Below are 23,995 nucleotides of genomic sequence, written 5' to 3'. Positions count from 1 at the left end.
GGGCTCAAACCGTTAAAGTGTGATTAACCAAGACATTAATTTTAACCTTTTAACGGGGTTTTCCTGAAAATATCTGCAGTTGGGTATTTAATCCTACAAATCAAATATTCCGGGGAAATTTAAAATACTCTCTGAAAAACAGAGCTTTTAAATATTTGAATTTCTAGAAATTCTCACGCAACCATTGGAAAGACCGACCGATAGGGTGACCGGAATATCGTTTTTCTCGGTAGCGGCGACCTGACAAATCCGGAGGCCCCGAAATGGCTTCCCTCGGATTTTCGTAAGCCTGTTTGAGCAGCCCCGTCGCAACCGCGAAATCAGACTCCGTCATGCTCTGATCCAGCCCAAAAATGCCGTGAGGCTGTCCGATTCTCACCCGCTTATTAAAAATTAGCTCCGCCAGCTCTCTAACGCCGTTGAGCTGCGCAGCGCCCCCGGTCAAAACAATCTGGCGCCCGGCAAAGTTGTCCATATCGGCGCGGTGGAGCCTCTCATTGAGAAGCTCAAACGTTTCTTCAATCCGCGACCGGACAATAGCCGTCAAATTAGCTCTGGGATGGTGTTGCAAACTGTCCTGGGCTCCCACTGGTGGACAGGGCACCATAACGTGTTCGTCATCCGATCCATGCAGCGCCGATCCATAAATTGTCTTGATTCGTTCTGCCGCTTCGGGCGGGGTAGACAAACCTCTGGCAATATCCTGAGTGACGTTACGTCCTCCGACCCCAATTGCATCAACATGGACGAGTACATTATCGCGGAACACCGCCACTGATGTCACGCCGGCGCCCATATCAATGACGGTAACGCCCAAATCCCGTTCATCTTCGGTGAGAACAGACAAAGCCGAAGCGTAAGGAGAGGCTGTCACGGATCTGATTTCCAAATGACAGCGCTCTATACAATGCGCCAGATTTCGCAGTGGTCCCATTCCGCCCAAGACAAAATGCATGTCCACGCCCAGACTTTTCCCATACATGCCCCGCGGATCGTCAATTCCGACCTCGTCGTCCACGCTCCATTGCATGGGAATGGCATGGAGGATCGCATAATCCGGCTGAGACAGTTCGGACAAGCTGCTATTCATCACCCGTTTCAAGTCTCGGTCGGCCACTTCCCCGCTGGCAAATTCCGTTTGTACGCGCATGTGCTGAGAACGAAGGGAGCGTAGAGCGACATTCACATTAACGCCGTGCACGGTGACACCGGCCGCGCGCTCGGCTTTTTCCACGGCGGAGCGAATGCCTGTTTCCGCCAATTCCAAGTCAATGACGGCACCATGCTTAACCCCAGCGCTTACGCCAAAGCCGGTTCCAATGAGTCGAACGCCCATGCCCGGTTCTTCGCGGCCAATGAGGCACACAACCTTGCTCGATCCGATATCAAGAACGGCAAATGTTTCCGTTTGTTTCTGCTTGGAACGTCCGAACATATAAGTGAACTAAGATTGTTTAGGGTCGGAGGGCCGGATTGATATTCTGTCCGGGAGGCGTAAATCGATTTCACTTACCACGCGGTCGAGAATTTGAGAGCGCGCTTGTAAGTCTGCCAGTTCAGACAGCGCCTTGTCCACATCACCCGCCGGAAGTTTTACCTTAATGCCGCCGGAAATCATCAAATCCCAACGACGCTCTGAGACATAAACCGCCGAAGTGGTCCTGGCCCGAAGTCCCGGCCAAAGCGCCAGGCTCGCTTCGAGAGTTTCAGCTTCAGCCGAAGCGCCTTTGCCGACGACCTGCAAAAGGTTGTCGGGCAGAACTGTTTCGTCCGAGACAGGCGCGATAATCTCTCCGGTAGCATCGACCAACGAAAACCGGCCTTCATTCTGCCAAAGGGCGTAAGGTTGATTTTCCACAAGCTGCACAACAATCCGGTTAGGCCAGAGGCGGCGCACCACGGCGCGGTCTACCCAAGGCAAGCTTTCTGTATTTCGCTGAGCCGCATCAAGATCGACACCGAAGAAATAATCGCCGGGCCGGATATTCACCGCCCGCAATACATCCTGCTCGTTCAATCGGCCCTCGCCCATCACATCAACTCGGGAGACCACGAACCCCATCGCCATCAATCTGTGTTGTTTATAGAGCTTGCCATTTTCAATGAGCTGCGGCCAAAACCCGCCCATCCAGAGCGCGAGTGCAGTGACCGCCAAAAAGACGGCCAGCACACCGCCGCAAAACCGAAGGAAGCTTTTTTTTGAGTGCTGCGCCGCTCTGACTTTGGCGGCGCCCCAGACTTGGGCTTTACGTAATCCGGGCTTTAACGGAGAAACCCTCTGCAAGGGTCCCTTCGAATAAGACGAATTGCGTTTCATCTGGGCCATGTAGCGTCCTCAACCAACCAGCGGCAAAGCTGTTCAAAATCTATTCCGACATGGGCCGCCTGTTCCGGGGCCAGAGATGTCGGAGTCATTCCGGGTTGAGTATTAAGTTCAAGCATTACGATTTTGTTTACTATGTCGCCGGAAGCTGTATTTTTTTCATTAAATCTGAAGTCGGAACGCGTAACGCCGCGGCAGCCTAGCGCTTTATGGGCCTCGACCGCCCATTTCAGACAAAGCTGGGTCGCTTCATGTGGAATATCGGCTGGGACCACATGTACCGATCCGCCCTTTGCGTATTTTGCCTCATAGTCATACCAGTCTGTCTGGGGGATGATTTCCGTTACCGCCAAGGCGCGGTCTGCCATCACGGTCACCGTTAATTCGCGGCCCGGTATAAAAGCTTCGACAATGACCTCATCACCCATTTCCTTGTCATCGGCGATGGCAGCCGACATATTGGAGTTGTCGTCTTGAATAATATAAACCGATTTGGAAGAGCCCTGCCCGTTGGGTTTTACCACATAAGGCGGCTTCATCGGATGCGACTTGGACACCGCGATGCGATCATATAATCCGCCCTGCGCAACGGTTATGCCAACCGCTTTCAGGATATGTTTGGCGCGATGCTTATCCATCGCCAAAGCAGAGGCCATGACGCCGGAATGGGTATAGGGTTTGCCATACATATCGAGCACGCCCTGAACCCGGCCATCTTCGCCCCAGTCCCCGTGAAGCGCATTGAAAATCACGTCAGGGCCGGCCTCTTCCAGCTGAATCCATAAATCGCGGGTAACGTCAATCTCGGCCACATCATATCCGCAGGACCGGAGCGCTTTGGCGCATTCTTCACCGGAGACGAGAGAGACTTCCCGTTCAGACGAAATTCCGCCCTTGAGCACGGCGACTTTCATGAGGGAACTCCAATTCGTTTGATTTCCCAGTCCAGCATAACGCCTTCACTCGCACGAACCTTGTCCCGGATGGTTTCGCCGAGGATTTCCAAATCGGCGGCTGTTGCGTCGCCGGTATTAATCATAAAGTTGCAGTGCTTCTCGCTCATCTGCGCGCCGCCGACTTGAAAGCCCCGCCCGCCTGCGGCGTCAATTACCTGCCAGGCCCCTCGCCCGCCGGACTGTTCGGGATCAGGGTTTTTGAAGGTTGAACCGCCTGTTTTTTCTCGAATGGGTTGGCTCTCCTCTCGTCGTGACGTGATGTCATTGATGCGCGCCATGATATCTTCCGGCGCATCTACCTTACCTTGAAAAACAGCTTGGGTGAAAATCAAACCATCAGGCGCGTCACTTCCGCGGTACCGGTAATTGAACTCGGCCAAAGGCATGATCTGGCGACGGCCGCGGCGGTCAAGGGCGACCGCTTCGACCAAGACGTCTTTCGTCTCGCCGCCATAACATCCCGCATTCATGCGAAGCGCGCCGCCAATCGTGCCGGGAATGCCTGCGTAAAACTCCAATCCGGTAATACCTGCTTTAGCGGCCTCTTTCGCCACTTTATTATCCAAAGCCGCCGCCCCCGCAGTTAGGCGGTCTCCTTCAGCGGTAATTTTCGCAAAGGCCGGCCCCAGGCGAATGACAACCCCTTTAACGCCGCCGTCACGTATCAGCGTATTCGAGGCGACGCCCAGCACTTGAACCGGGATATCGTCCGGGGTGGAAGAGAGAAAATGCGCTAAGTCCGCTTCATCTTTTGGAATGAAGAAAGCTTCCGCCGGGCCGCCAACGCGCAGCCAGCTATAAGGCGCGAGTGAGACATCCGCTTTCAGCGACCCTCTGACCAACGGGAGGCGTTCTAGGAGTGACATCAAGCGCTTTCCAAATCCTTGGCCAGATCTGCCGCCCAATAGGTGATATCGCCGGCTCCGAGGCATACGACGAGATCGCCGCTTTTTACGTGGGGTTTTAAGTCAGCCGCAAGAGTCTTTTTAGCCGTCAAAGACACATTTTTGTGGCCGTGGGAGGTCAGGCTTTTGGCCAGGTCCGGACCGCTAATGCCTTCAATAGGCTCTTCCCCGGCGGCGTAAACATCGGTGACAAACACCCGGTCCGCATCGTTAAAACAGGTCGAGAATTCTTCGAAGTGATGAGACAGACGGGAATAACGATGCGGCTGCACCACGGCGTGAACCCGCCCCTTTGTCACCTGACGCGCCGCTTGGAGAACAGCGGAAATTTCCACCGGGTGATGACCATAATCATCAATAATAGTGACGCCTTCCCATTCCCCGACTTTGGTAAAACGGCGCTTCACCCCGCCAAAGCTTTCGAGACCAGCGCGAACCTGCGCCTCGTTCAGACCAAGCTCCCTTGCAACGGCAATGGCGGAGAGAACATTCTGCGTATTATGTTTACCGGCCATCGGCAGGAACAAGCCTCTCCAGGCCTCCTCTTGATCGCCCGTCGTAAAGACAACATCAAAACGCGACCCCGTCGGCTCTAAATGCAAATTTTCAGCGCGGACGTCGGCCTGAGGATTGAATCCGTAGGTGATCACGCGGCGATCAGAGACTTTGCTGACCAGTGCCTGAACTTCGGCGTGGTCGATACAGAGAACCGAAAACCCGTAGAAAGGCAGGTTTTCAACAAAAGTATGAAATGCTTTTCGAAGCGTATCGAAATCGCCGTAATGTTCCATATGCTCTGGATCAATATTGGTAATGATCGCCACAGTCGGGAAGAGCTTCAGAAAGGAGCCATCGCTCTCATCCGCCTCGACCACCATCCAGTCGCCAAGTCCGAGCTTCGCATTTGAGCCGTAAGCATTGATGATACCGCCATTGATAACCGTTGGGTCTAGCCCGCCACCCTCTAAGAGAGCCGCAATCATTGTGGTAGTCGTTGTCTTCCCGTGAGTGCCGCCCACGGCAATAGCCCATTTCAGACGCATTAACTCGGCCAGCATTTCGGCGCGGCGCACGACGGGAATAGATTTGGCGCGGGCCTCAATCAATTCGGGATTGTCTTTCTTGATCGCGGAAGACAGAACGATTGCACCCGCCCCTTCAACCTGGCCTTCTTTCTGCCCAATAAATATTTCCGCGCCGAGTTTGCGAAGTCGTTCAGTATTTGCGCTTTCGCGCATGTCAGACCCCTGAACCTGATACCCCAGATTTAGAAGCACTTCGGCAATACCGCTCATGCCGATGCCGCCTATGCCGACGAAATGTATCGGACCGACGTCAAAAGGCACTTTGGTGGCAAGAGATTGTTGTTTTAAATCGGGTTGGGGCATGGTCTGCCTCTTCTTTTCGCCCCCGGCTGTTCCGGGTCTGTCATTAATCGGCGAAGGCAGACACCATCGCCGCGAGATCGGTTGCGGCGTGCGGCTTCCCAACGGATCGGGCGGCGTCTGCTGCGGTTTTAAGCCAGGTCGAATCACTGAGCCGTTCCTCCAGGATAGTTTTTACACGCTCTGGCGTAAACTCGGATTCGGGCAGAATATCGGCAGCGCCAAGGCGCTGAAGTGACTTTGCATTGGCCGTTTGGTGGTCATCCATCGCAATAGCAAGCGGAACCAGCAGGCTGGGCTTTCCCATCACCGCTATTTCAGACACAGATCCGGCCCCGGCGCGGCCGATTATATAATGGGCCTGCGCCAGATGTGTCTCGATGTCTGAAAAGAAAGTCTCACACATGGCACTCACTCCCGCCCCTTCGTAAATCGCTTTGGCGGCGTCCTGATAGTCCGGGAGGGTTTGTTGCGTTACGTGCAGTTTATCGCGGAGGCTTTCCGGCAGCCCCGCAATTGCCTTCGGCATGACCTCGCTGATTATCCTTGCCCCAAGGCTTCCGCCGACGATGAGCAGGTTTATACGGGTCTTCGGCGGCTTATAAGTTTTTGGCACGGCCTTGATAATCTGGTCCCGGAGCGGATTACCTATTGGGCGGTGCACGGCTTGCTTCGGCAGCTTTTGCAAATCCTCAAACCCGGACGCGACACATAAGGCCTTTTTGGCGAAAACGCGGTTCACTCGCCCCAGATACGCGTTCTGTTCATGAATAACGGTCGGAAGGCCCAGCCCCTGCGCGGCCCGCATGGCGGGAAAAGCCGGATAGCCGCCAAAGCCGACGACAATATCCGGCTTCCATTGACGAATGAATTGTCTCGCCTGCATCACGCCTTGCGTGAGGGAGACCACGCCTTTAACGGCGGCAATCGGTTTTCGCGGAGAAAGGCTTGCCGCTTTGACCTCAATTATAGGATCAGCCGGGATTCGGCCCGCATGTTTCTGACCCCGCGCATCAGTCATAAGCGCGATGTCCCAGCCGTCAGCTTTGAGAATTTCAGCCAGCGCTTGCGCGGGGAACATATGCCCGCCCGTTCCGCCTGCCGCCATTAAAAGCTTTTTGCCTTTCTGAGGCACGCGCTAGCTTCCATATCCGTAAGCGCCCGGCCGTTTCGCCGTGAAAGCCAGAATGAGGCCAGCCGTAAAACAGAGGGAAAGTAAGGATGACCCTCCATATGAAATAAAGGGTAAAGTCATCCCTTTGGACGGCGCCATGTTCAGATTAACGAATAGATTGATGACCATTTGCATCCCGACGAGTGTGGCCAGTCCGGCGACGGCAAGCTGCGAGAAATAATCGTTTAGCCGCAGAGCGCTTCGGTAAGCGCGGATAACAAATGTGGCGAGCAGAACAATCAGCACAACCGAAATCAGAAATCCAAACTCTTCCACCGTGACGGCGAAGATGAAATCCGTATGGCCATCGGGCAGGCTGTATTTAATCGCCCCTTCTCCGGGGCCGCGGCCAAGCAAACCGCCATTGGCAATCGCTTCCAAGGCTTTGTCAGTCTGATAGCTGTCGGCGGAGTCCGGCGACATGAAAGCTGTGACGCGGTCGCGCACATGCGGTAAAGCCATATAAGCCGCCGCCGCGCCGAGCAGCGACAAACCCATAAGGGCCAAGAGCCAGCCCAGAGATAAACCGGCAAAAAAGAACACCGCCGCAAAACCCAAAGTAATCAGAAAAGACTGCCCGAAATCAGGCTGCGTAATCAGCATTGCGATCAAGATGAAATAAATCGCAAAGACAATTATGACCGAAGGCACGTTTGGATCTCTTTTTCGCACAGAAAACATCCAGGCGGCGAAGACGATGAAAGCCGGCTTGGCGAACTCGGAAGGCTGGAGTGAAAAAGCTCCTAGACTGATCCATCTCACCGCGCCTTTCACTTCGAAGCCGATATAAGGAAGCGCGGCGAGCAGAACCATAGAGCCCAACAAGGTCACTACGCCTAACCGTCTCGCCCAATTCGGCCCAATGAAAGAGATAAAAACGGCGCCGCTCAACCCAACTATCGCAAAAAAGGCATGCCTATAGAGAAAGAAGAAGGGGTTTGCATAATCAAGCCGCGCCGTAGCGGCAGGTGACGCCGCCATGGAGAGAATGAGGCCTACACCAATCAGAACAATAAGAATCCCCAACTGTATTTGATCCACACTGCGCCACCATTCGCCGAGCGGCGTGCGGTGCGTGCGCGAAACGAACGGATTACTGGCTCCCAGAAATGTCATGAGGCCATCGCTTTTGTCTCGCCCGCGCGCTTGGCTTTCATTTCGTTTTCGAACAGATCTATAATCTGCTGCGAATGTTGACGGAAAGCTTCGCCGCGCACTTCGAAATTATCAAACTGGTCAAAACTGGCACAGGCGGGAGACAGTAAGACGATGGGGTGAGTTGCGCCGGATTCCAGAGCGTCCTTCGTCGCGCAATATACCGCCATTTGAAGATAGCCTGACACTTTATGCTCCACATTCGCTTTTGCCAGAGTACGTTTGAAACGTTTGGACGACTCGCCAATCAGATAGGCTTTTTTTACATTTTTCATCAGCGGTAAGAGCGGCTCAATACCTTTGTCCTTGGCAACCCCGCCCGCGATCCAGAATATTTCGTCATAACTATTGAGAGCCTGTTGCGCCGCATCGGCATTGGTAGCTTTGCTGTCATTGACGAAACGAACTTTGCCGGCTGTGCCGATAGTTTCCATGCGGTGGGACAGGCCCGGAAAGCTCAATATGGCTTTGGCGACATCCCGCGGTTTAAGGCCCAGGGACCGCACCGCCGCAAAAGCCGCCGCCGCATTTTGCCAGTTATGCTGACCTTCAAGCGCCTTTGCTTTTTTAAGATCGCAAATTTCCTCTACCCGTTTACCCTGCGTACAGAACAGCTTTCCGCCCAAAACAAAAACACCGGAGCCAATAGAGCGGCGGGCCGAAATTGGCACAACATGGGCCGACTTTCGGGCAATCATTTCACAAAGTAGAGCTTTCCCGGCTTCATCATCTGTCCCGATAACGGCTGTGTCGTCAGACGTCTGGTTCAGGAAAATTCGTTTTTTTGCGCCGCCATATCCCACCATGTCGCCGTGACGATCCAAATGATCGGGACTGAGGTTCAGATGAATGGCCGCATTGGCGCGGAGGGAAAATGTGCGCTCTAACTGATAGGAAGAAAGTTCAATGACAAAATACGATCCGGAATGCATCCGGTCGAGATCAAGAACCCCGCGTCCAATGTTTCCGCCAATCTGGGCGTCCTTACCGCATTCGTTCAGTATGTGCCCGATAAGCGCTGTCGTCGTTGATTTTCCGTTTGTACCCGTAATTGCGACAATCTTGGGACGATTGCCTTCCGGCACTGCCGCGACTTCGCGGGCCAGGATTTCAATATCGCAGATAATCGGCACATCAGCTTGCCTTGCAAGGTCCGCCGACCAGTGAGGCTCCGGCAAGTGGTGAGGCACACCGGGAGACAGGACCAAACCGTCAATCTTTGTCCAATCCGCTTTTTGCAAATCTCCGAGTGTCACGCCCTTCTCTTCTGCGGCCTCACGCCCCTCATCCCGGTCATCCCAAGCCAGAACAGTCGCGCCCCCTGCCTGTAAAGACAGAGCCGCGGTAATCCCCGTCCGGCCGAGACCGAAGACGGCGAGAGTTTGCCCTGCGAATTGAGAAGCCTTGATCATATATTTAGCGCAGTTTCAGAGTGGAAAGACCGATCAGGGCCAAAACAATGGCAATGATCCAGAAGCGAATAACAATGGTGGGTTCGGCCCAGCCTTTTTTCTCGAAATGGTGGTGGATAGGGGCCATGCGGAAGACGCGTTTACCTGTCAGTTTAAACGACGCCACCTGAACAATGACAGACACGGCTTCGAGCACGAACAGACCGCCAATAATCGCCAGAACAATTTCGTGTTTAATCGCGACCGCCGTGGTCCCCAAAGCGCCGCCAAGCGCGAGAGAGCCCGTATCGCCCATAAACACCATGGCAGGCGGGGCGTTAAACCAGAGAAACCCTAAGGAGGCGCCAATAATCGCACCGAGGAAAATCGTTATTTCCGCACTCCCCGGCACAAAGGGAACGCCAAGATAATCCGAGAAAATAGCATTCCCTACGAGGTAAGCGATAAAGGCAAGACTCATACAGGCAATCATCACCGGAACAATAGCAAGGCCGTCCAAACCATCCGTCAGGTTCACCGCATTGGCAGAACCGACAATTACAAGACATCCGAAAGGAATGAAAAACACACCGAGATTGATAGTAAAGTTTTTCAATAGCGGAATGGCAAGGCCCGTCGAGAACGTCCCTTCCTGGGGAAAGGACATTGTCAAAACCCAGACGGCGATAGCAGCAATAATGAATTCCAGCAGCAATCTAATTTTACCGGAAAATCCTTTATGGGTCTGGCGGGAGACTTTCAGATAATCATCATAATAGCCGATCGCGCCAAAGCCGACCGTCACCAGAAAAACCGTCCAAAGAAAAGGGCTGGCCAGATTACCCCAGAGCAGCGTGGACGGGATCACGCTGAGCATAATCAGCAAGCCGCCCATTGTCGGGGTGCCGGCTTTGGCAATAATATGACCTTCCGGCCCGTCTTCGCGAATAGGCTGGCCCTTCCCCTGTTTGGATCGAAGCCAATTGATGGCACGAGGGCCAATAATAAAGGCGATAATCAGCGAGGTCATCAAAGCCCCGCCCACGCGGAAGGTGATATAATTAAACAGATTGAAGAATTGAAACTCTTCCGACAGAGGCGCTAGCCATTCGTAAAGCATTAGTGAGCCCCCTCTTTGAGCTTTTTAACAAGCGCGCCTAGGCCCGCGGCGTTGGATCCCTTGACCAGAACTACGTCCCCGTCCTTTATTTCGTCTTCAAGAGCCGAGAAAACGCCCTCGGCGCTGTCCGCCCACGCACCGCGCATCACTCTTGGAATCGCGCCGCGCAAAACGCGCATACACTCGCCTTTTAAAATGACGCGCTCAAACCCGGCTTTTTCCAGAGGCTCTGCGAGCTCTGCGTGAAATTCCAACTCCTTCGGCCCCAATTCGCCCATATCCCCAAGAACGGCGATTTTCCGGCCGGGACGTAAAGAGGCCGCCGCAAACGCGGCCCGCATACTCGTCGGATTGGCATTATAGCTTTCATCTATCAAGGTGAAGGATTTACCGCTGAAGGTCAGCGCATGGCTGTCCCCACGACCTTGTGCTGGCCCGACTTCGGCCATGGCTTTTGCCGCTTTTGTTAAATCCAGCCCCGCTACTTTGGCCACCGCCAAGCACGCCGCCGCATTGTTAAACCAATGCTCGCCCGGAACGGATAAAATCACCTCTATCTCTTCGCCGGCGACCTTCAAAGTGACCGTTCCTCCTGCAGCATGAGTTTCTGTTTTGATGATTTGAACGTCACAGCCTGTCGCTTTGCCAAACGTCAGAACAGATCGCTCGCCCGCGAGGGATTTTATAAAATCGGTATGCGGATTATCGCCATTCAGGATGAGTGTGCCGTCCGGGGAAAGCCCGTCAATAATCTCCGCCTTGGCACGGGCGATATCTTTTTCGCTGTCGAAATGAGCCAGATGAACGCTGACCACATTAGAGATGAGCGCAATGTCCGGCTTGACCTGCTTAGACAGCGCGGAAATTTCTCCGGCATGGTTCATGCCCAGCTCGAAAATACCGAATTTAGCGTCCGCCGGAAGAGTGGCCAGTGTGATCGGCGCGCCCAGATGATTATTAAAAGACTTCTGCGACTTATGCGTCTCTCCGAATTGAGAGAAAATGGTCGCCAGGGCTTCTTTAATGCTAGTTTTACCGACGCTTCCGGTCACTGCAATACGCAGAGCATTTGATCGGTCGCGTCCGGCCGCGCCAAGCGCCTCAAGCGCTTTTTGCGTGTCCGCGACAATGACAGTGTTTGCATCGCCGACTTGCTTTTCAGCGAGAGCGCCCACCGCTCCGGCCTCCATAGCTTTTGCAATAAAATCATGTCCGTCACGTTCGCTTTTCAAAGCGACGAATAGATCGCCTCTTTTAAGGGTCCGTGTATCGATCGACAGGCCTTCGGCGCTAAAGTCTTTCGTCGCTGTACCGCCGGTCGCAAGAGCGATATCTTTTGATGTCCAGAGGCTCATTCCGACAGCTCCTTTAAAAGGCGCTGCGCAACGGCAACGTCAGAAAACGGAATGGTTTGCGTTCCGACAATCTGCCCTGTTTCGTGGCCTTTACCGGCAATGACCAGACAGTCCTCCGGACCCAGTTCGGAAATTCCCAGGGCGATCGCCGCTTCCCGGCCCTCCACATTCTTTGCGGCCGGGCAGCCCTTTATAACTTCAAGGCGAATATCTCTAGCATTTTCTGTCCGGGGGTTATCATCCGTCACAATAACCAAATCCGCCAGCCTGGCCGCCACAGCGCCCATCTTCGGGCGTTTATCAGGGTCGCGGTCCCCCCCGCAGCCAAAGACTAGAACAATCCGGCCCATTGTATGCGGACGAACGGATCGAAGCAGTTTGTCGAGGCCATCTTCCGTATGGGCAAAGTCAACAAAGACAGGCGCGCCGTCCTTCGTTTGACCTGCGCGCTCCAAACGCCCGGCGACGCCTGTCAGTTTCTCAAGACCTTGCAGCCCCGCCTTGAGACTTACGCCGGTTTTAAAGGCCAGCGCCAAGGCGGCAACCGCATTCAAAGACTGAAATTCCCCGGCCAGAGGCAGGGTCAGGTCATAACGTTTTCCCTCAATCATGAGCGTCATATCCTGCGACGCAGCCCGCGGCATGATTTCGTCAATTCGAATGTCTCCGCCTGTCCAGCCAATATGGGTGACGTCTTGTCCGCGGGTCTGAGCGCGCTTCGCCAGTTCTTTTCCATGTTTTCCGTCAACCGTGATGACAACCGGCGCGTCTGACGGTGTAAGCTCAGAGACCAACCGGGCTTTGGCTTCGAAATATTCGCTCTCGGTCTCGTGATAATCAAAATGATCCTGCGTGAGATTGGAAAATCCTGATGCCGTCACCTCGACAGCGTCCATACGGTATTGAACCAAACCGTGCGAAGAGGCCTCCATCGCAACATGCGTGACGCCCTGCTCGGCCAAGTCGTGGAGTGTTTTATGCAACGCCACAGCATCCGGCGTTGTATGCGTCATGGCTTCATACCCCTTCGGCGACATGACGCCCAAAGTCCCGAAACAGGCCGCTTGGTATCCGGCATGCGTCCAGAGCTGGCGCAGAAACTCCACGGTCGAGCTTTTTCCATTTGTGCCCGTCATCGCGACAAGAGTTCGCGGCTGTTTTGGGTAAAACTCCCTTGCCATATGGGCGTAACGCAAACGCGGATTATCATCCGCAATCAAAGGCAAGCCCAAACTATCCGTTCCGGGCAAAGACAAAATGGCCACTGCGCCGTTTTCTTTCGCCTGAGAAATATAAGACCGGCCATCCGCGACGGTTCCGGGCAATGCCGCAAAAATCATACCGGGCTTTACGGCGCGGCTATCGCAAGTCAGGCCTGTGGCGCTTAGGTCTTTTATAAGGTCGCTCATCGCAGCACCTCCTGCCGAATAGAGGCATGTTTTGGAATGTCTCTGGCTCCAGGAAGCATCGGCCCTATGCGCTCAATAATTTTGCCGGCAGTTGGCGCCGCGTTCCAGCCCGCTGTTGCATAGCCATATGTTCCCTCGACCGGTTTCGGCTCATCCAGAGACACAATCAATACATAACGAGGATCGGAATGAGGAAATGCCGCAACAAAAGAGGTCACGAGACTTTTGCGGTCATATCCACCATTGGACGGTTTTTCAGCCGTCCCTGTTTTTCCCATGACGCCAAAACCCGGAATATCGGCTTTCCCGCCTGTCCCTTCCGTCACGACTTTTCGCATCATGTGGCGAAGGTCATCTGATACTTGTGAAGAGAAAACTCTATGGGTCTGCTCTGGATGGGCGGCGCTGCGCTGCAGAATTGTCGGCGTCACATAAAGACCGTCGTTCAGAGTCGCCCCGATGGCCGCCGCCAAGGCCAGAGGCGTCACAGACAAGCCATGACCATAAGACACTGTGACCGTCGCCATCTCGCCCCAACGGTTCTGAATTTGGGGATGCGCGCTTTCGGCGAGTTCAAAAGGCACTCTGTCTAGCAGACCCAGATTGCGAAGGTGAAACTGCTGCCTTTCAGCCCCAATTCTCTGCGCAATCATGGCAGTGCCGCGGTTTGAACTCTCGGCCAATACGCCGGACATGTTTAGCGGAACATCCGAAGGATGGTCATCACGTATCCATTTATTCAACACTTTATAGGGCTTTTGCACCGGAAAGAGCTCCTCTTGATCCGCCACCTTATCTTCTAGCGCCATGGCCATAGTCAGGGGTTTGAAGACTGAGCCTAAATCATAGGTCGACATTGAGGCGTGATTATAGCGGCTTTCGGGCGAAGTCGCGCCCGGCACATTTGGATCAAAATGCGGCAGGGACGCCATAGAAATGATTTCTCCCGACTTCATATCCAACACCACCGCAGCCCCGGCCAGAGCCTTGAAATGCGTAATACTCGCCGCGAGCTCTTCTGTGACGGCATATTGAACGCGCATATCAACGGATAAAGCAACAGGCGGGGAACGGTCCTGCGTCAGCCGGTCGTTCAAGGCCTTTTCTGTTCCTGCAACGCCTTGCATATCGACATCCGTGAATCCGACGACATGGGCCGCCAGCTCACCGCGGGGATAAACCCGCTTGGACTCCGTTCTGAATTTCAGTCCAGGCTGGCCCAGCTCAAAAACCTTTTGTTTTTCCTTTGGCGTCAAACCACGCTCAATCCAGACAAAGGCCAGATCGCGGCTGAGCTTGTCTTCGAGGTCCTTTACATCAAGGTCCGGCCTGATGGCTGCGAGCAGCCGAGCCGTCTCTTGCGGATTCCAAATCCGGCGCGGCTCAGCGAAAAGCGAATAGGTTTCAAGGGTTGTCGCCAGCAACTCGCCTTGGCGGTCCGTAATATCCGCCCGATAGGTATTCACGACATCAGGCATCACCGTGACATGTTTTTCAGGCGCAAATAATGAGATCTCAGCCAAACGAACGACCACAAGCCCTAATACAATCAGATACGCTACCATACCGATGCGAATCCGAATCCGCCCCTCTGAAACGGCGGCTGACTCATCATCAACCACTTGCATCGTGCGTGTATGGCGCGGAGACAGACGGGTCATCTTGCGTCGCCTCCCTCACCTGAAGTTTCTTTTGGCGACTCTCTCAGCGGAAAGGCCTCTACCAGCCCCTCAACTGTCAGGGTTGTTTTTGTTGAAATAGGCTCAAAGCCCAGATTTTTCTTGGCCAAATCTGCAAGGCGGCCCGGTCTTTCGCGAAAGGCCAGCTCGGCTTCGAGAACGGCGACAGCCCGCTCTTCAGACTCAATAGCGCGCTCAAGCCGCACGACCTCCTCTTTGGCCGTTTGCGCGCGCGTCTTAATGTAAAACAGTCCAACCGTCAGCGCGACCCCGACAACAAACAAGACAAACGCGGTTAAGCGCCGGCTGGCAGAAGGGTTATGCGCGTAAGCTGTCATATTAGCGCCTCCAGATCGGAGAGCTGCGGCACACGTAAAGACCGCCCTTCGGAGATCTCCCACGGCTCAGCCTCTGTCCGGACAGCAACGCGCATCTTGGCAGAGCGTGACCGCGCATTATCCTCAATTTCGGTTTTGGAAGGTTTGGTCACAGATCGCTTCGGCAGAGAAAAGCTTGCAGGAGGTCCGTTACGCTCCACAGCCGGAGCGTAACGCGAACCGCCCTCAATCTCGCCGGCCCGTTCGCGGAAAAACGACTTCACAATGCGGTCTTCCAGTGAGTGGAAAGTCACAACGATAAGCCTCCCGCCCGGCGCGAGAGTAGTCTCTGCGGCGTGAAGCGCTTTGAACAGCTCTCCCAGCTCGTCATTAACGAAAATTCGAAGGGCCTGAAAAATCTTTGTCGCCGGATGTGTTTTGCCGCGCCGTCCCAACGCTTTCTCCAAAAGCTCGGCCAAATCTAGCGTTCGCGTGAGCGGCGCTTCTTCACGCGCCTGCACAATCATTTTAGCGGCGTGGCGCGCCCGCGCCTCCTCGCCGTAAACCCGGAACATCTGCTCTAGCTGTGCCTGACTTAAATTCATGACAGCATCTGCTGCACTCGGCCCGGATTGGCTCATGCGCATATCCAGCGGCCCGTCACGCATGAAAGAGAAGCCGCGCTCGCCCTCATCCAGCTGCATCGAAGACACGCCGATATCGAGAATGACAGCATCAACCGGATCGAGTCCTAGCGTATCAAGCGCAGAAAACGGGGTCTGGATGAGGCGAAAACGACCTGAATAGGCCTCCGCCAGTTCAGCCGCTCTGGGCGCGACATTCGGATCCCGATCAAGGCCGATAACGCGGCAATCCGCGGCCTGTAGAATAGCCTCACTATAGCCGCCATACCCAAATGTCCCGTCCACATAGAGCTCCCCTGCTTTGGCCTGCAAAGCTTCCAGAACCTCAGGCAACATGACAGGGTAATGCTTCATGACGGCCCTCCGCCTGGGAGAGGCGCAGGGACAGGCCTTAGACGGTGGCGATTTTCCTTGGCCAGTTTTCGCATTTGACCGGCGCGCTCTTCATGCGCGATCGGCGACCAAATCTCGAAACGTCGACCCAGGCCAACAAAGGTGACATGGCCGTTCAACCCGGCATAATCATGAAGATCTTTCGGTAGGGATATCCGCCCGCCCGTATCGAATTGCAAAGGCCGGCTCGCCGCAAAAATCGCGCGCTGAAGGGCGATGCGCCCTTCATCATAATAATCAAGTGTATCCAGAGAACGCTGATACTCTTCCATCAGCGCCATACCGCCACCTTCAAGATACTGACCATCAAAGCTTGGCCAGACAACAATGCCGTCAAACCCGCTGCCCGCGACAACCGCACGAAAATCCGCCGGGACGGAGACCCGACCCTTCGCATCCACCTTGTTTGTCACGCTGGACAGAAACATGAAAATCCCTCGGCAAGCTTTTATGAGCTTAAATTTGGGATAGCATGGGATTATATGGGAAACAATGCCAATTTAGCAAAATATTAGCCATAGATTGCTTTTTCCACATTGTGAGCAGGTCTGTGGATAACCTTTTATTTACGAACAATAACAAAGACTTAAGAAATAGCTTCAAAAGAGTTACAAAAGCCTGGTTCGCGACTTTTAGTAGAGTAAATCTTAGTTGAGAAATAATATATCCCGTCATGAAACCGCAAAGTTTTGTCATAAAACTTCACACTCATACGGCTATTTTGCTTTACCTGAGTTAATGACAGGTCGCGCAGATCATGTTTATGTTATTATAGTTTAAAAATAAGAGTATACGTTCAACTTTGTTTCTACCTAAAAGTGAGTAAGACTTGCTAATTTTTGAGGTTAGAGTAGAATATTAATCGGTTGGATGGGTCTAAGCTAACCGCTCAGAGGTATTATGGCGCAACAAAAACTCAATATCTTGATTCTCGAAGACGAAGCTTTTGTAGCCTATGACTTGGCAGAAACGGTTGAATCTGCCGGACATGGAGTTTTAGGCCCTTTTTTTACTTGCGAAGAAGCCACAAAATCTCTGGCCCGGACCAAACCGGATTATGCCATATTGGATCTACATCTTGGAAATGGTCAGGATAGTCTTTCCGTGGCCCATCAGCTCAAAAAAAGCGAAATCCCCTTTACGTTCGCAACAGGCTATAGTGAACATCAAACGGAACTGTTTCGTGACTTCAGTGACATCCCGCGCCTGAGCAAACCCTTTGGGTTTCATGAAATAGAAAACCAGCTCTCCACACTGATGGCCTAATGTTTCGGCTCTCCGCCAGGACAGTCTGTTTCCGATATAGACTTTTCACATTTTCTCTATTTAATTAGCGCCCGCCCACTTGCTTTCAGACATGATCTTGCTTTCAGACATGATAAAGTGTCAGAGGGTCTGTAAGCCGGGTTCTGTCCTCGCTTGCGCGATGGGCAATCATTCATCTGGGGCGGTCGTTACCGAACGCCTCATGCAACCAACCCGGACGGCCCATGTAACGGGGTATACCGTCCCTATTTGGTTTTGCTCCGGATGGGGTTTACCTGGCCGGGACTGTTACCAGACCCGCGGTGCGCTCTTACCGCACCCTTTCAGCTTTTCCGTCCCGAAGGAAGGTAGTCTTCTCTCTGTGGCACTTTCCCTGAGGTCGCCCTCGCCGGCCATTAACCGGCATCCTGTTACATGGGAGCCCGGACTTTCCTCACGCGCCGTAGCGCGTGCGATTGCCTGACCCTCTGACCGAACGGTCTCTAAGCCTGCTTTGCACTTATGGCAAGAGCCGGACGAGCGCCCCAACGCGTTGCAGGCAGTCCATGTCAATCAGACTGGAAATATCGTCGGGTCGCCAATGGCGCTGAAATGCCGTCATCACAAATTTCGTTCTCTCGTCGAACTGCCCCGTCACGGCAATGTCATAGCCAATTTGGGCAAGACCCTGCTGAATGATGGCAACCCCGCGGTCTCTGTCGCCGAGCTCAAACAATATGCGTCTGTCAGGCTCAGGTTCAAAATCAGCCCAGAGCCCGATACCCGCCGCCGCCAGGCCGCTCCACGGGAAATGCTCGCCCGGATCTTCTTTCCGCTCCGGGGCAAGGTCGCTATGGCCGATGACGTTCCAGGCTTGAATATCATAACGCCCTAAAATCGACTTCGACAAAGCGATGATCTCATTGATTTGCTCATCCGGGTATGGCGGAAGGCCGTCGGAGTCAGGAAAATTGTGTCCGCCATTGACGATTTCGATCCCGATGGAAGAGGAATTGATATCCTTGATACCACGCCAGTTGCCAACTCCGGCATGCCAGGCCCGTTTTTCTTCCTCCACTAGCTGCGCTATACGCCCGTCTTCGAAGACAAGATAATGCGCGCTGACTTTGGCCTCTGGGTCACAGAGTCGCTCAAGTGCCGCTTGGCCTGTTTCCATCCCCGTATAGTGCAGAACGAGTTGAGATATTGGCAGAGCGCGTTCGTTGAAATTCGGACTTTTATGAGCCTGGTCGATCTTCATTCAGGGTATTTTTCTTGCATAATCTCGAGGTCTTTCACGATCATTTCTTCGAGGACGTTTACATCGATGTCTGACAAACGTTTGATGTAAAGGCAGGACTTTCCCTTTTTATGCTTGCCCAACCTAGACAGCTCATCCGAAAAATCATCATAGCCCGGCATAAGATAAACGCTGATATTCTGCGCTCTGGCCGCAAAGCCAATTCTTAGAAATTCTCCTTCCCGTCCACTGTCATATTTATAGTGGTATTCACCAAAGCCAACGATGGACGGCCCCCACATTTTGGGGGGGTGACCGGAAAGCCTTTCCATCATGGCACAGATTTCGCGGCAGTCTTCCTGTTTTTGCGCCGGATCAATAGCGGCAAGGTAAGTTTCAACGGACGCTTCTGTCGCAACTGTTTTATTGGTCATGTTCAGCTCTCTATAAACTCCGGTGCCGTCTTTGCTGACTTTTGCCGCCTCGCAATAATGAAGACACAAGGCAGAATAATGGCGGCCCCAACTATATAGCGGGGTTCCAGCGTTTCGTCCAAAAGGATAACGCCTAAAATAGTCGCAAAGACGGTTGTCATAATCGTAAGAGGCACAATAACGGCCACATCATAGCTTTGCAGAAGTCGGAAATACTGGCCATGTGCAAAGATGGAAACGGCAAGCGCCGCGTAAAATGCCGCTAGAAAAAGCGGCACACTATTTTCGCGGAAAGTCTCGACCTGCCCTGTCTCGAACGCGGCAGAGGCGATAATACCTGCCATGAGAAGCAATAGTGACATCCAGCTCACGTAAATTCGCCAGTCAATATTTCCGACTTTTCGCATCAGGACGCTCCCGAGCGCGAGAGAAACATAGGCGCAGAAAATATAGACCAGATTTATATCAAGACTCAAAGCACCGGGTTCGTATACCATGACAATAACGCCCACAAAGGCTGCGGCAATCGCCCCGCCCCGGACCAAACCGATTTTTTCCTTTAAGAAGAAAACCGACATCAGCGTCGCCAGTGGTATTAGCATTTGCGATAAAATAGACGCGCCGGAGGCAGAGGCCGTCTGAAGGCCGGTATAGAGAAACCCTAGATGCAGAGCGCCTACGCAGAGACCTACGATGAGTAATAGTCCAAATTTTTCCGGAAGAGGCTTGAGTAGGAAAACACCCATAAAAATCAGGACAATGGCCGCCCTTACAGCCGCTAGCATAAAGGGCGGGACAGGGTTATTGCCCAGCGCCCAAGCCCCGACCACGAAATTACCGCCCCAGAAGAGACAGCAAAGCATTAATATCCAGAAATCAAGAAGACGCATATTGACGAGCTAAACAGCCCCGCCTCCAACGTCAAAGCTTAATCGGTCCGCCAGAGAAAATGGGCGGAAATCGACTTAGTCATCCACACTCCAGCCGTCAGGTGTGCGATGGGCGTCTATAATGGGACCGTCACCAGACGAAGAGGGATTCATTTGCGCTTCGAGGTCGGCGCGCATTTTATTCGCCCGGGCTTCGAACTGGGCTTTAGGTCCAAAAGGTTTGCCGAACAGTTTTGCGCGAATCCAGAAAAAAGCGAAAGCCAGAAACCCGACAAGAGCCACGCCCACGAGGACAAAAAAAGCAACGGCCGCTGAAAACGCCAACATGAAAATGCCGCCTATAGCGGCCACTGTCAGGAGTAAAACGCGTGTGAGTGTTCCAAACCAGCTGGTCGGGCCATTGAGATTATAAGTATTCGACATAGTGTTTACCTCCCTTTCAATGTCGGGGTATTTGACGTTTTCGTCAAGATGCCACTGCCTATCATTTCTGTAAGGCTTTAAATCCGGGAAATTTCTATTGTCCGGGCAGGCCCCGCCCTAGGAGGGGACGCTTTCCGCGCTCGGCCAGAATATCAGCATAAGCCTTATTAATGACGGCCATTTTGTGATTGGACAAGCCCATGAGCTCCCGGGGAGCGCCTCTGGCAACGAGTTTGTCAGGGTGGTTGGCAGCGGCCATGCGCCGATAGGCATGTTTAAGGTCTTTATCGGAAATATCCTCATCGACCCCCAAAATGAGATAAGGGTTTTTGGGGTCTACGCCTAAATTGGAAGACCGGATACGGTCATATTCCCGCTCTGAAAAGCCGAAGATATCACTCACCCTTTGAAGATAGTCTTCTTCTTCAGTCGTCACAATTCCGTCCGCTAAAGCGATATGAAAAAGCCCGTCCAATACGTCTTCTAGTGCGGCGGGCCGAGCTCGGAAATACCGCGCGACGATTTTGGCATATTTCTCAAATCCTAAAGTCGTCTGCCGGGCCAGATCAAAAAATTTTGCGACTTGGGTTTCTGAGGAAGGCTGCGGCTTGAAAACTTGTTGAAAGGCGCGGATATCTTCTAACCTGACCTGGCCATCCGCTTTGGCCATTTTCGCGCCGAGCGCGACCAGAGCGACCACCAAACCGGTTTGGTCAATGGGACCGGCTTCCCCGTCACTGGAGAGACGCGCAGGCGGGCCAAAGACTTGTGCCGCCCCGGTGAATATGGATTGCCAAATGCTCACGGCCTGCCGTTAAACAAGGACGCCCAAAAACACAATGATTCCTGTGCGCCCTGCGCGGCTAAGCCGCTTTTGTCGCGCCGGATTGCCGATGATGCAAACCCAATATACGCGAAACCGCAATCGCCAGCTCTGCCCGATTGAGTGTATAGAGATGAAAATTCCTGACGCCCCGATCATGAAGCTCCGCCGTCAGCTCCGCTGCCAGAGACCCGGTTAATAGCTCGCGCGTCGGCGCGTCCTTATCGAGGCCCTCGAATAATTCACTATACCAGCCCGGCACAGAGACGCCGCACATTTTCGCCATACGGGCCAAACCTTTGAAATTTGGCTGAAGCATCAATCCCGGAACAATGGGAATATCAATGCCGGCATCCAGCACACGGTCTTGAAACCGCCAAAAAACATCGGGCGAAAAGAAAAACTGTGTGATCGCCCGGTTTGCACCAGCATCCACTTTGCGTTTCAGATTATCAATTTCGTCCCGCCAGTTTGAACTCTCCGGATGAAGTTCCGGATAAGCGCCGACACTAACGTCGAAATCTGCGACCTGTTTAATCCCCGCAACCAGATCGCAGGAATAGGCATATCCCTTGGGGGTCGGCACATATTTCGCGTCAATCCCGTCCTGCGGGTCGCCGCGGAGGGCCACGATATGACGAACGCCAGCGTCCCAATAGGATTTCACGACCTCATCAATTTCCTCTTTAACGGATCCGACACATGTCAGATGCGCTGCCGGTTTGAAACTTGTTTCCTTCACCATACGGCTGACCGCATTGTGCGTGCGTTCGCGGGTTGAGCCCCCTGCCCCATAGGTCACCGAGACAAAGTCCGGGTTAAGAGGTTCAAGCTTTTTTATCGCTGTCCAAAGCTTTTCTTCCATGGCCTTGTTTTTCGGCGGGAAAAATTCGTAACTGACACAAATGTCGCCATTGGTCGCTTCGGTTCTGGATTGATCTGCCGCCCGCGCTATCGAACCGACAGCAGCATTCGGGTCTCGAGTTGGCATTACATTTGGCATTTTTGTCTCTTCTTTAAACCGCTATGTCTCTACAGAATGAGGTCTCAGTGCGGTTTAACGCCTTTCCATATTTTTATAGCAGGATTGTCTTTATTGCTCAGTTTTGTTTCGGTTTCTAAACTCAAATTGGCGCTCGCGGCCCATTCCATCAGATCCTGATCCGAAAATCCGAGACGGCGATGGGCATAGTCTTCCCGGAAATGATCTTCGGTATGCGCTTCAAAATCGATAATGAGGAGTTGCCCCTCAGGCGCAAGTAGTCTGGAGGCCTCGAAAATGGCTTCACGCGGCTCGTCCAAATAATGCAGGACCTGATGCAGCGTAACGAGATCGGCCGTTTTTTCGCGAAAGGGCGTCGTGTGCAAGTCTCCTTGTTGCACGGAAATATGGGCAAATTCATCCGGGGCCAGTTTATGACGCGCCACTTTCAGCATTTCAGGGTTGGAATCAATTCCGGCGCCTCTTTTGATGCGGTTTGAGAAAAGCTCCAACATGCGCCCCGTGCCGGTCCCCATATCGATCATGAATTCGAATGGTCCGTCTCCGGAAATCTTCAACAAAGCTTTTTCGATACGTTCCTGCGGCAGGTATTCATCACCCAACTGATCTGAATTTTGAGCTACCCGAGCAAAAAAAGCATCCGCAATTTTACTTCTGGCATCACGAACTTCATTCAAACGTCTCATATCCGAGCGTAAAAGGGCTTCATTTTCCGGTAGAGATTGTAAAATCGTCTCCACAAGCTTGGACAGGGTGGGGTTACCGCGCTTTAGTCTGGAAAAGACCCAACTCCCTTCCCGCAGGCGTTCAACAATCTCGACGGCTTCCAGAGATTTGATATATTGGGTAACACGCGGTTGTGAGAGTCCAAGAATTTGGACAAGCTCTGTGATTGTCAATTCACCCCGGGACAGAAGCGCCAGAATCCGCAAGCGGTCAACATGACCCAATGTTTTCAAGGCGGCGGCGAAGTTCTCCATGTGAATGACTTACCACATCCCGAACTTATTGCATATAATAAAATCTTTATATCTTTATAAGAAAAGAAATTCTCTTACCTGAAAATAACGAGGCCATAAGGCTTTTCACGTTTAAGTGAACTGCCGCTCTCTTTTTGAAGGAACCAACCGCCTTCTCTGACCATTGGTTCGGCAGAATAGGAGATTAAAATGACACGTTTAAAACTCGCTTCCGCCACATTAGCAGCCTTGATTGCTATGCCGGCCCTCGCTTCCGCTCAGGATAGATATGAAAACAGAGCTTATGAAGATTGTAAAAAGTCTGACACCCAAAACCAAGTCCTTGGCGGCGCTGTCGGCGGCTCCCTCGGCGCGATTTTGGGGAATGAAATCGGAGATGATGAAGGCGCTGTCATAGGCGGCATTGCCGGAGGTACGGCAGGAGTTGCCATTGCAGACAAAGACTGCTCACGCTTCCAGTATGACCGGTATGATCGCCGCGACGTGAGAGGCGACGTTATCTATAATGATCGTTATTACAGAGATGATGATGGAAACCGCTATTATAGAGGCGACAACGGACATGAATACTACAGAGACGTAGATGGTCGTTATTATAAAAAAGGCAAAAAATATAAAGGCCGAAATCACCCGTCCTACAACGCTCCGGGTCAAGTCAAAAAACGTTAAGTCGAGAAATATTCTCTTACGATAGCCTGCCTCTCGGCAGGCTTTTTTATGTTCGCCCCCTCTCGCACGGGGGTTATCGGAA

24 protein-coding genes and 1 other RNA gene are annotated in these 23,995 nt (G+C 53.0%); 2 read left to right on the top strand and 23 right to left on the bottom strand.

The genetic code is table 11. The features are described from left to right. Window positions 1–163: 163 nt before the first annotated feature. Genes ftsA through ACN0IC_RS04930 form a run of 15 tightly spaced genes read right to left on the bottom strand, consistent with a single transcriptional unit; the run spans window position 164 to window position 16,634 of the window. Complete coding sequence (gene ftsA / locus ACN0IC_RS05000) at window positions 164–1,435, bottom strand: cell division protein FtsA (RefSeq protein ID WP_416877671.1); 1,272 nt, start codon at window positions 1,433–1,435, stop codon at window positions 164–166. A 9-nt stretch (window positions 1,436–1,444) separates the two neighbouring features. Continuing rightward, a complete protein-coding gene (locus tag ACN0IC_RS04995) occupies window positions 1,445–2,326 on the bottom strand; it encodes a cell division protein FtsQ/DivIB (protein ID WP_416877670.1) in 882 nt (293 codons plus the stop codon). After that, entirely contained in the window at window positions 2,314–3,237 is a 924-nt protein-coding gene (locus tag ACN0IC_RS04990; RefSeq protein ID WP_416877669.1) for a D-alanine--D-alanine ligase, read from the bottom strand. The genes ACN0IC_RS04995 and ACN0IC_RS04990 overlap by 13 nt, the downstream gene beginning before the upstream one ends. Continuing rightward, the gene (murB, locus tag ACN0IC_RS04985) at window positions 3,234–4,145 is read right to left on the bottom strand and encodes a UDP-N-acetylmuramate dehydrogenase (protein ID WP_416877668.1); all 912 of its coding nucleotides are present in this window, start codon (window positions 4,143–4,145) and stop codon (window positions 3,234–3,236) included. Before murB ends, ACN0IC_RS04990 begins: the two co-directional genes overlap by 4 nt. After that, complete coding sequence (gene murC / locus ACN0IC_RS04980) at window positions 4,145–5,572, bottom strand: UDP-N-acetylmuramate--L-alanine ligase (protein ID WP_416877667.1); 1,428 nt, start codon at window positions 5,570–5,572, stop codon at window positions 4,145–4,147. Before murC ends, murB begins: the two co-directional genes overlap by 1 nt. 43 nt (window positions 5,573–5,615) lie before the next feature. Next, window positions 5,616–6,704, bottom strand: a complete 1,089-nt coding sequence (gene murG / locus ACN0IC_RS04975) for an undecaprenyldiphospho-muramoylpentapeptide beta-N-acetylglucosaminyltransferase (protein ID WP_416877666.1) — start codon at window positions 6,702–6,704, stop codon at window positions 5,616–5,618. Between the two features lie 3 nt (window positions 6,705–6,707). Continuing rightward, on the bottom strand, window positions 6,708–7,859 hold the full coding sequence (locus ACN0IC_RS04970) for an FtsW/RodA/SpoVE family cell cycle protein (protein WP_416877665.1): 1,152 nt from the start codon (window positions 7,857–7,859) through the stop codon (window positions 6,708–6,710). Then, window positions 7,856–9,310, bottom strand: a complete 1,455-nt coding sequence (murD, locus tag ACN0IC_RS04965) for a UDP-N-acetylmuramoyl-L-alanine--D-glutamate ligase (protein WP_416877664.1) — start codon at window positions 9,308–9,310, stop codon at window positions 7,856–7,858. The genes ACN0IC_RS04970 and murD overlap by 4 nt, the downstream gene beginning before the upstream one ends. 4 nt (window positions 9,311–9,314) lie before the next feature. After that, complete coding sequence (mraY, locus tag ACN0IC_RS04960) at window positions 9,315–10,409, bottom strand: phospho-N-acetylmuramoyl-pentapeptide-transferase (protein WP_416877663.1); 1,095 nt, start codon at window positions 10,407–10,409, stop codon at window positions 9,315–9,317. Then, window positions 10,409–11,764 (bottom strand): UDP-N-acetylmuramoyl-tripeptide--D-alanyl-D-alanine ligase, encoded by a 1,356-nt coding sequence (locus ACN0IC_RS04955; RefSeq protein WP_416877662.1) that lies wholly within the window; start codon window positions 11,762–11,764, stop codon window positions 10,409–10,411. The genes mraY and ACN0IC_RS04955 overlap by 1 nt, the downstream gene beginning before the upstream one ends. Continuing rightward, entirely contained in the window at window positions 11,761–13,173 is a 1,413-nt protein-coding gene (locus ACN0IC_RS04950) for a UDP-N-acetylmuramoyl-L-alanyl-D-glutamate--2,6-diaminopimelate ligase (protein ID WP_416877661.1), read from the bottom strand. The genes ACN0IC_RS04955 and ACN0IC_RS04950 overlap by 4 nt, the downstream gene beginning before the upstream one ends. Continuing rightward, window positions 13,170–14,834, bottom strand: coding sequence for a peptidoglycan D,D-transpeptidase FtsI family protein (locus ACN0IC_RS04945; protein WP_416877660.1), 1,665 nt, complete (start codon window positions 14,832–14,834; stop codon window positions 13,170–13,172). Before ACN0IC_RS04945 ends, ACN0IC_RS04950 begins: the two co-directional genes overlap by 4 nt. After that, window positions 14,831–15,190: a cell division protein FtsL gene (ftsL, locus tag ACN0IC_RS04940; protein ID WP_416877659.1), complete on the bottom strand. Its 360-nt coding sequence runs from the start codon at window positions 15,188–15,190 to the stop codon at window positions 14,831–14,833. The genes ACN0IC_RS04945 and ftsL overlap by 4 nt, the downstream gene beginning before the upstream one ends. Continuing rightward, a complete protein-coding gene (rsmH, locus tag ACN0IC_RS04935; RefSeq protein WP_416877658.1) occupies window positions 15,187–16,167 on the bottom strand; it encodes a 16S rRNA (cytosine(1402)-N(4))-methyltransferase RsmH in 981 nt (326 codons plus the stop codon). Before rsmH ends, ftsL begins: the two co-directional genes overlap by 4 nt. Further along, window positions 16,164–16,634 (bottom strand): division/cell wall cluster transcriptional repressor MraZ, encoded by a 471-nt coding sequence (locus ACN0IC_RS04930; protein ID WP_416877657.1) that lies wholly within the window; start codon window positions 16,632–16,634, stop codon window positions 16,164–16,166. The genes rsmH and ACN0IC_RS04930 overlap by 4 nt, the downstream gene beginning before the upstream one ends. A gap of 472 nt (window positions 16,635–17,106) precedes the next feature. Between ACN0IC_RS04930 and ACN0IC_RS04925 the strand changes: the two genes are divergently transcribed. Beyond that, window positions 17,107–17,472, top strand: coding sequence for a hypothetical protein (locus tag ACN0IC_RS04925; RefSeq protein WP_416877656.1), 366 nt, complete (start codon window positions 17,107–17,109; stop codon window positions 17,470–17,472). Between the two features lie 116 nt (window positions 17,473–17,588). Here the strand turns inward: ACN0IC_RS04925 and rnpB are convergent. From rnpB to ACN0IC_RS04885, 8 genes are all read right to left on the bottom strand, one after another. Continuing rightward, window positions 17,589–17,943: RNase P RNA component class A (gene rnpB, locus ACN0IC_RS04920), an RNA gene on the bottom strand. 28 nt (window positions 17,944–17,971) lie between these two features. Beyond that, on the bottom strand, window positions 17,972–18,712 hold the full coding sequence (locus tag ACN0IC_RS04915) for an N-acetylmuramoyl-L-alanine amidase (RefSeq protein ID WP_416877655.1): 741 nt from the start codon (window positions 18,710–18,712) through the stop codon (window positions 17,972–17,974). Then, window positions 18,709–19,125 (bottom strand): DUF1801 domain-containing protein, encoded by a 417-nt coding sequence (locus ACN0IC_RS04910; protein WP_416877654.1) that lies wholly within the window; start codon window positions 19,123–19,125, stop codon window positions 18,709–18,711. The genes ACN0IC_RS04915 and ACN0IC_RS04910 overlap by 4 nt, the downstream gene beginning before the upstream one ends. A gap of 2 nt (window positions 19,126–19,127) precedes the next feature. Then, a complete protein-coding gene (locus tag ACN0IC_RS04905; protein WP_416877653.1) occupies window positions 19,128–20,015 on the bottom strand; it encodes a DMT family transporter in 888 nt (295 codons plus the stop codon). Window positions 20,016–20,090: 75 nt separating this feature from the next. After that, window positions 20,091–20,438 carry a hypothetical protein gene (locus ACN0IC_RS04900; protein ID WP_416877652.1) on the bottom strand — a complete coding sequence of 116 codons (348 nt, stop codon included), beginning with the start codon at window positions 20,436–20,438 and terminating at the stop codon, window positions 20,091–20,093. 94 nt (window positions 20,439–20,532) lie between these two features. Further along, window positions 20,533–21,243 (bottom strand): TerB family tellurite resistance protein, encoded by a 711-nt coding sequence (locus ACN0IC_RS04895; RefSeq protein ID WP_416877651.1) that lies wholly within the window; start codon window positions 21,241–21,243, stop codon window positions 20,533–20,535. Between the two features lie 58 nt (window positions 21,244–21,301). Beyond that, entirely contained in the window at window positions 21,302–22,264 is a 963-nt protein-coding gene (gene metF / locus ACN0IC_RS04890; protein ID WP_416877650.1) for a methylenetetrahydrofolate reductase [NAD(P)H], read from the bottom strand. A gap of 44 nt (window positions 22,265–22,308) precedes the next feature. Beyond that, on the bottom strand, window positions 22,309–23,244 hold the full coding sequence (locus tag ACN0IC_RS04885; protein WP_416877649.1) for an ArsR/SmtB family transcription factor: 936 nt from the start codon (window positions 23,242–23,244) through the stop codon (window positions 22,309–22,311). Between the two features lie 189 nt (window positions 23,245–23,433). On the opposite strand from ACN0IC_RS04885, the gene ACN0IC_RS04880 reads away from it, so the two are divergent. Continuing rightward, window positions 23,434–23,913 (top strand): YMGG-like glycine zipper-containing protein, encoded by a 480-nt coding sequence (locus ACN0IC_RS04880; protein WP_416877648.1) that lies wholly within the window; start codon window positions 23,434–23,436, stop codon window positions 23,911–23,913. Window positions 23,914–23,995: the final 82 nt, after the last annotated feature.

Origin of the sequence: Litorimonas sp., assembly GCA_029936425.1 — a bacterium.
Classification (GTDB): domain Bacteria; phylum Pseudomonadota; class Alphaproteobacteria; order Caulobacterales; family Maricaulaceae; genus Litorimonas.
This window is presented reverse-complemented; position numbering and strand designations above follow the sequence as displayed.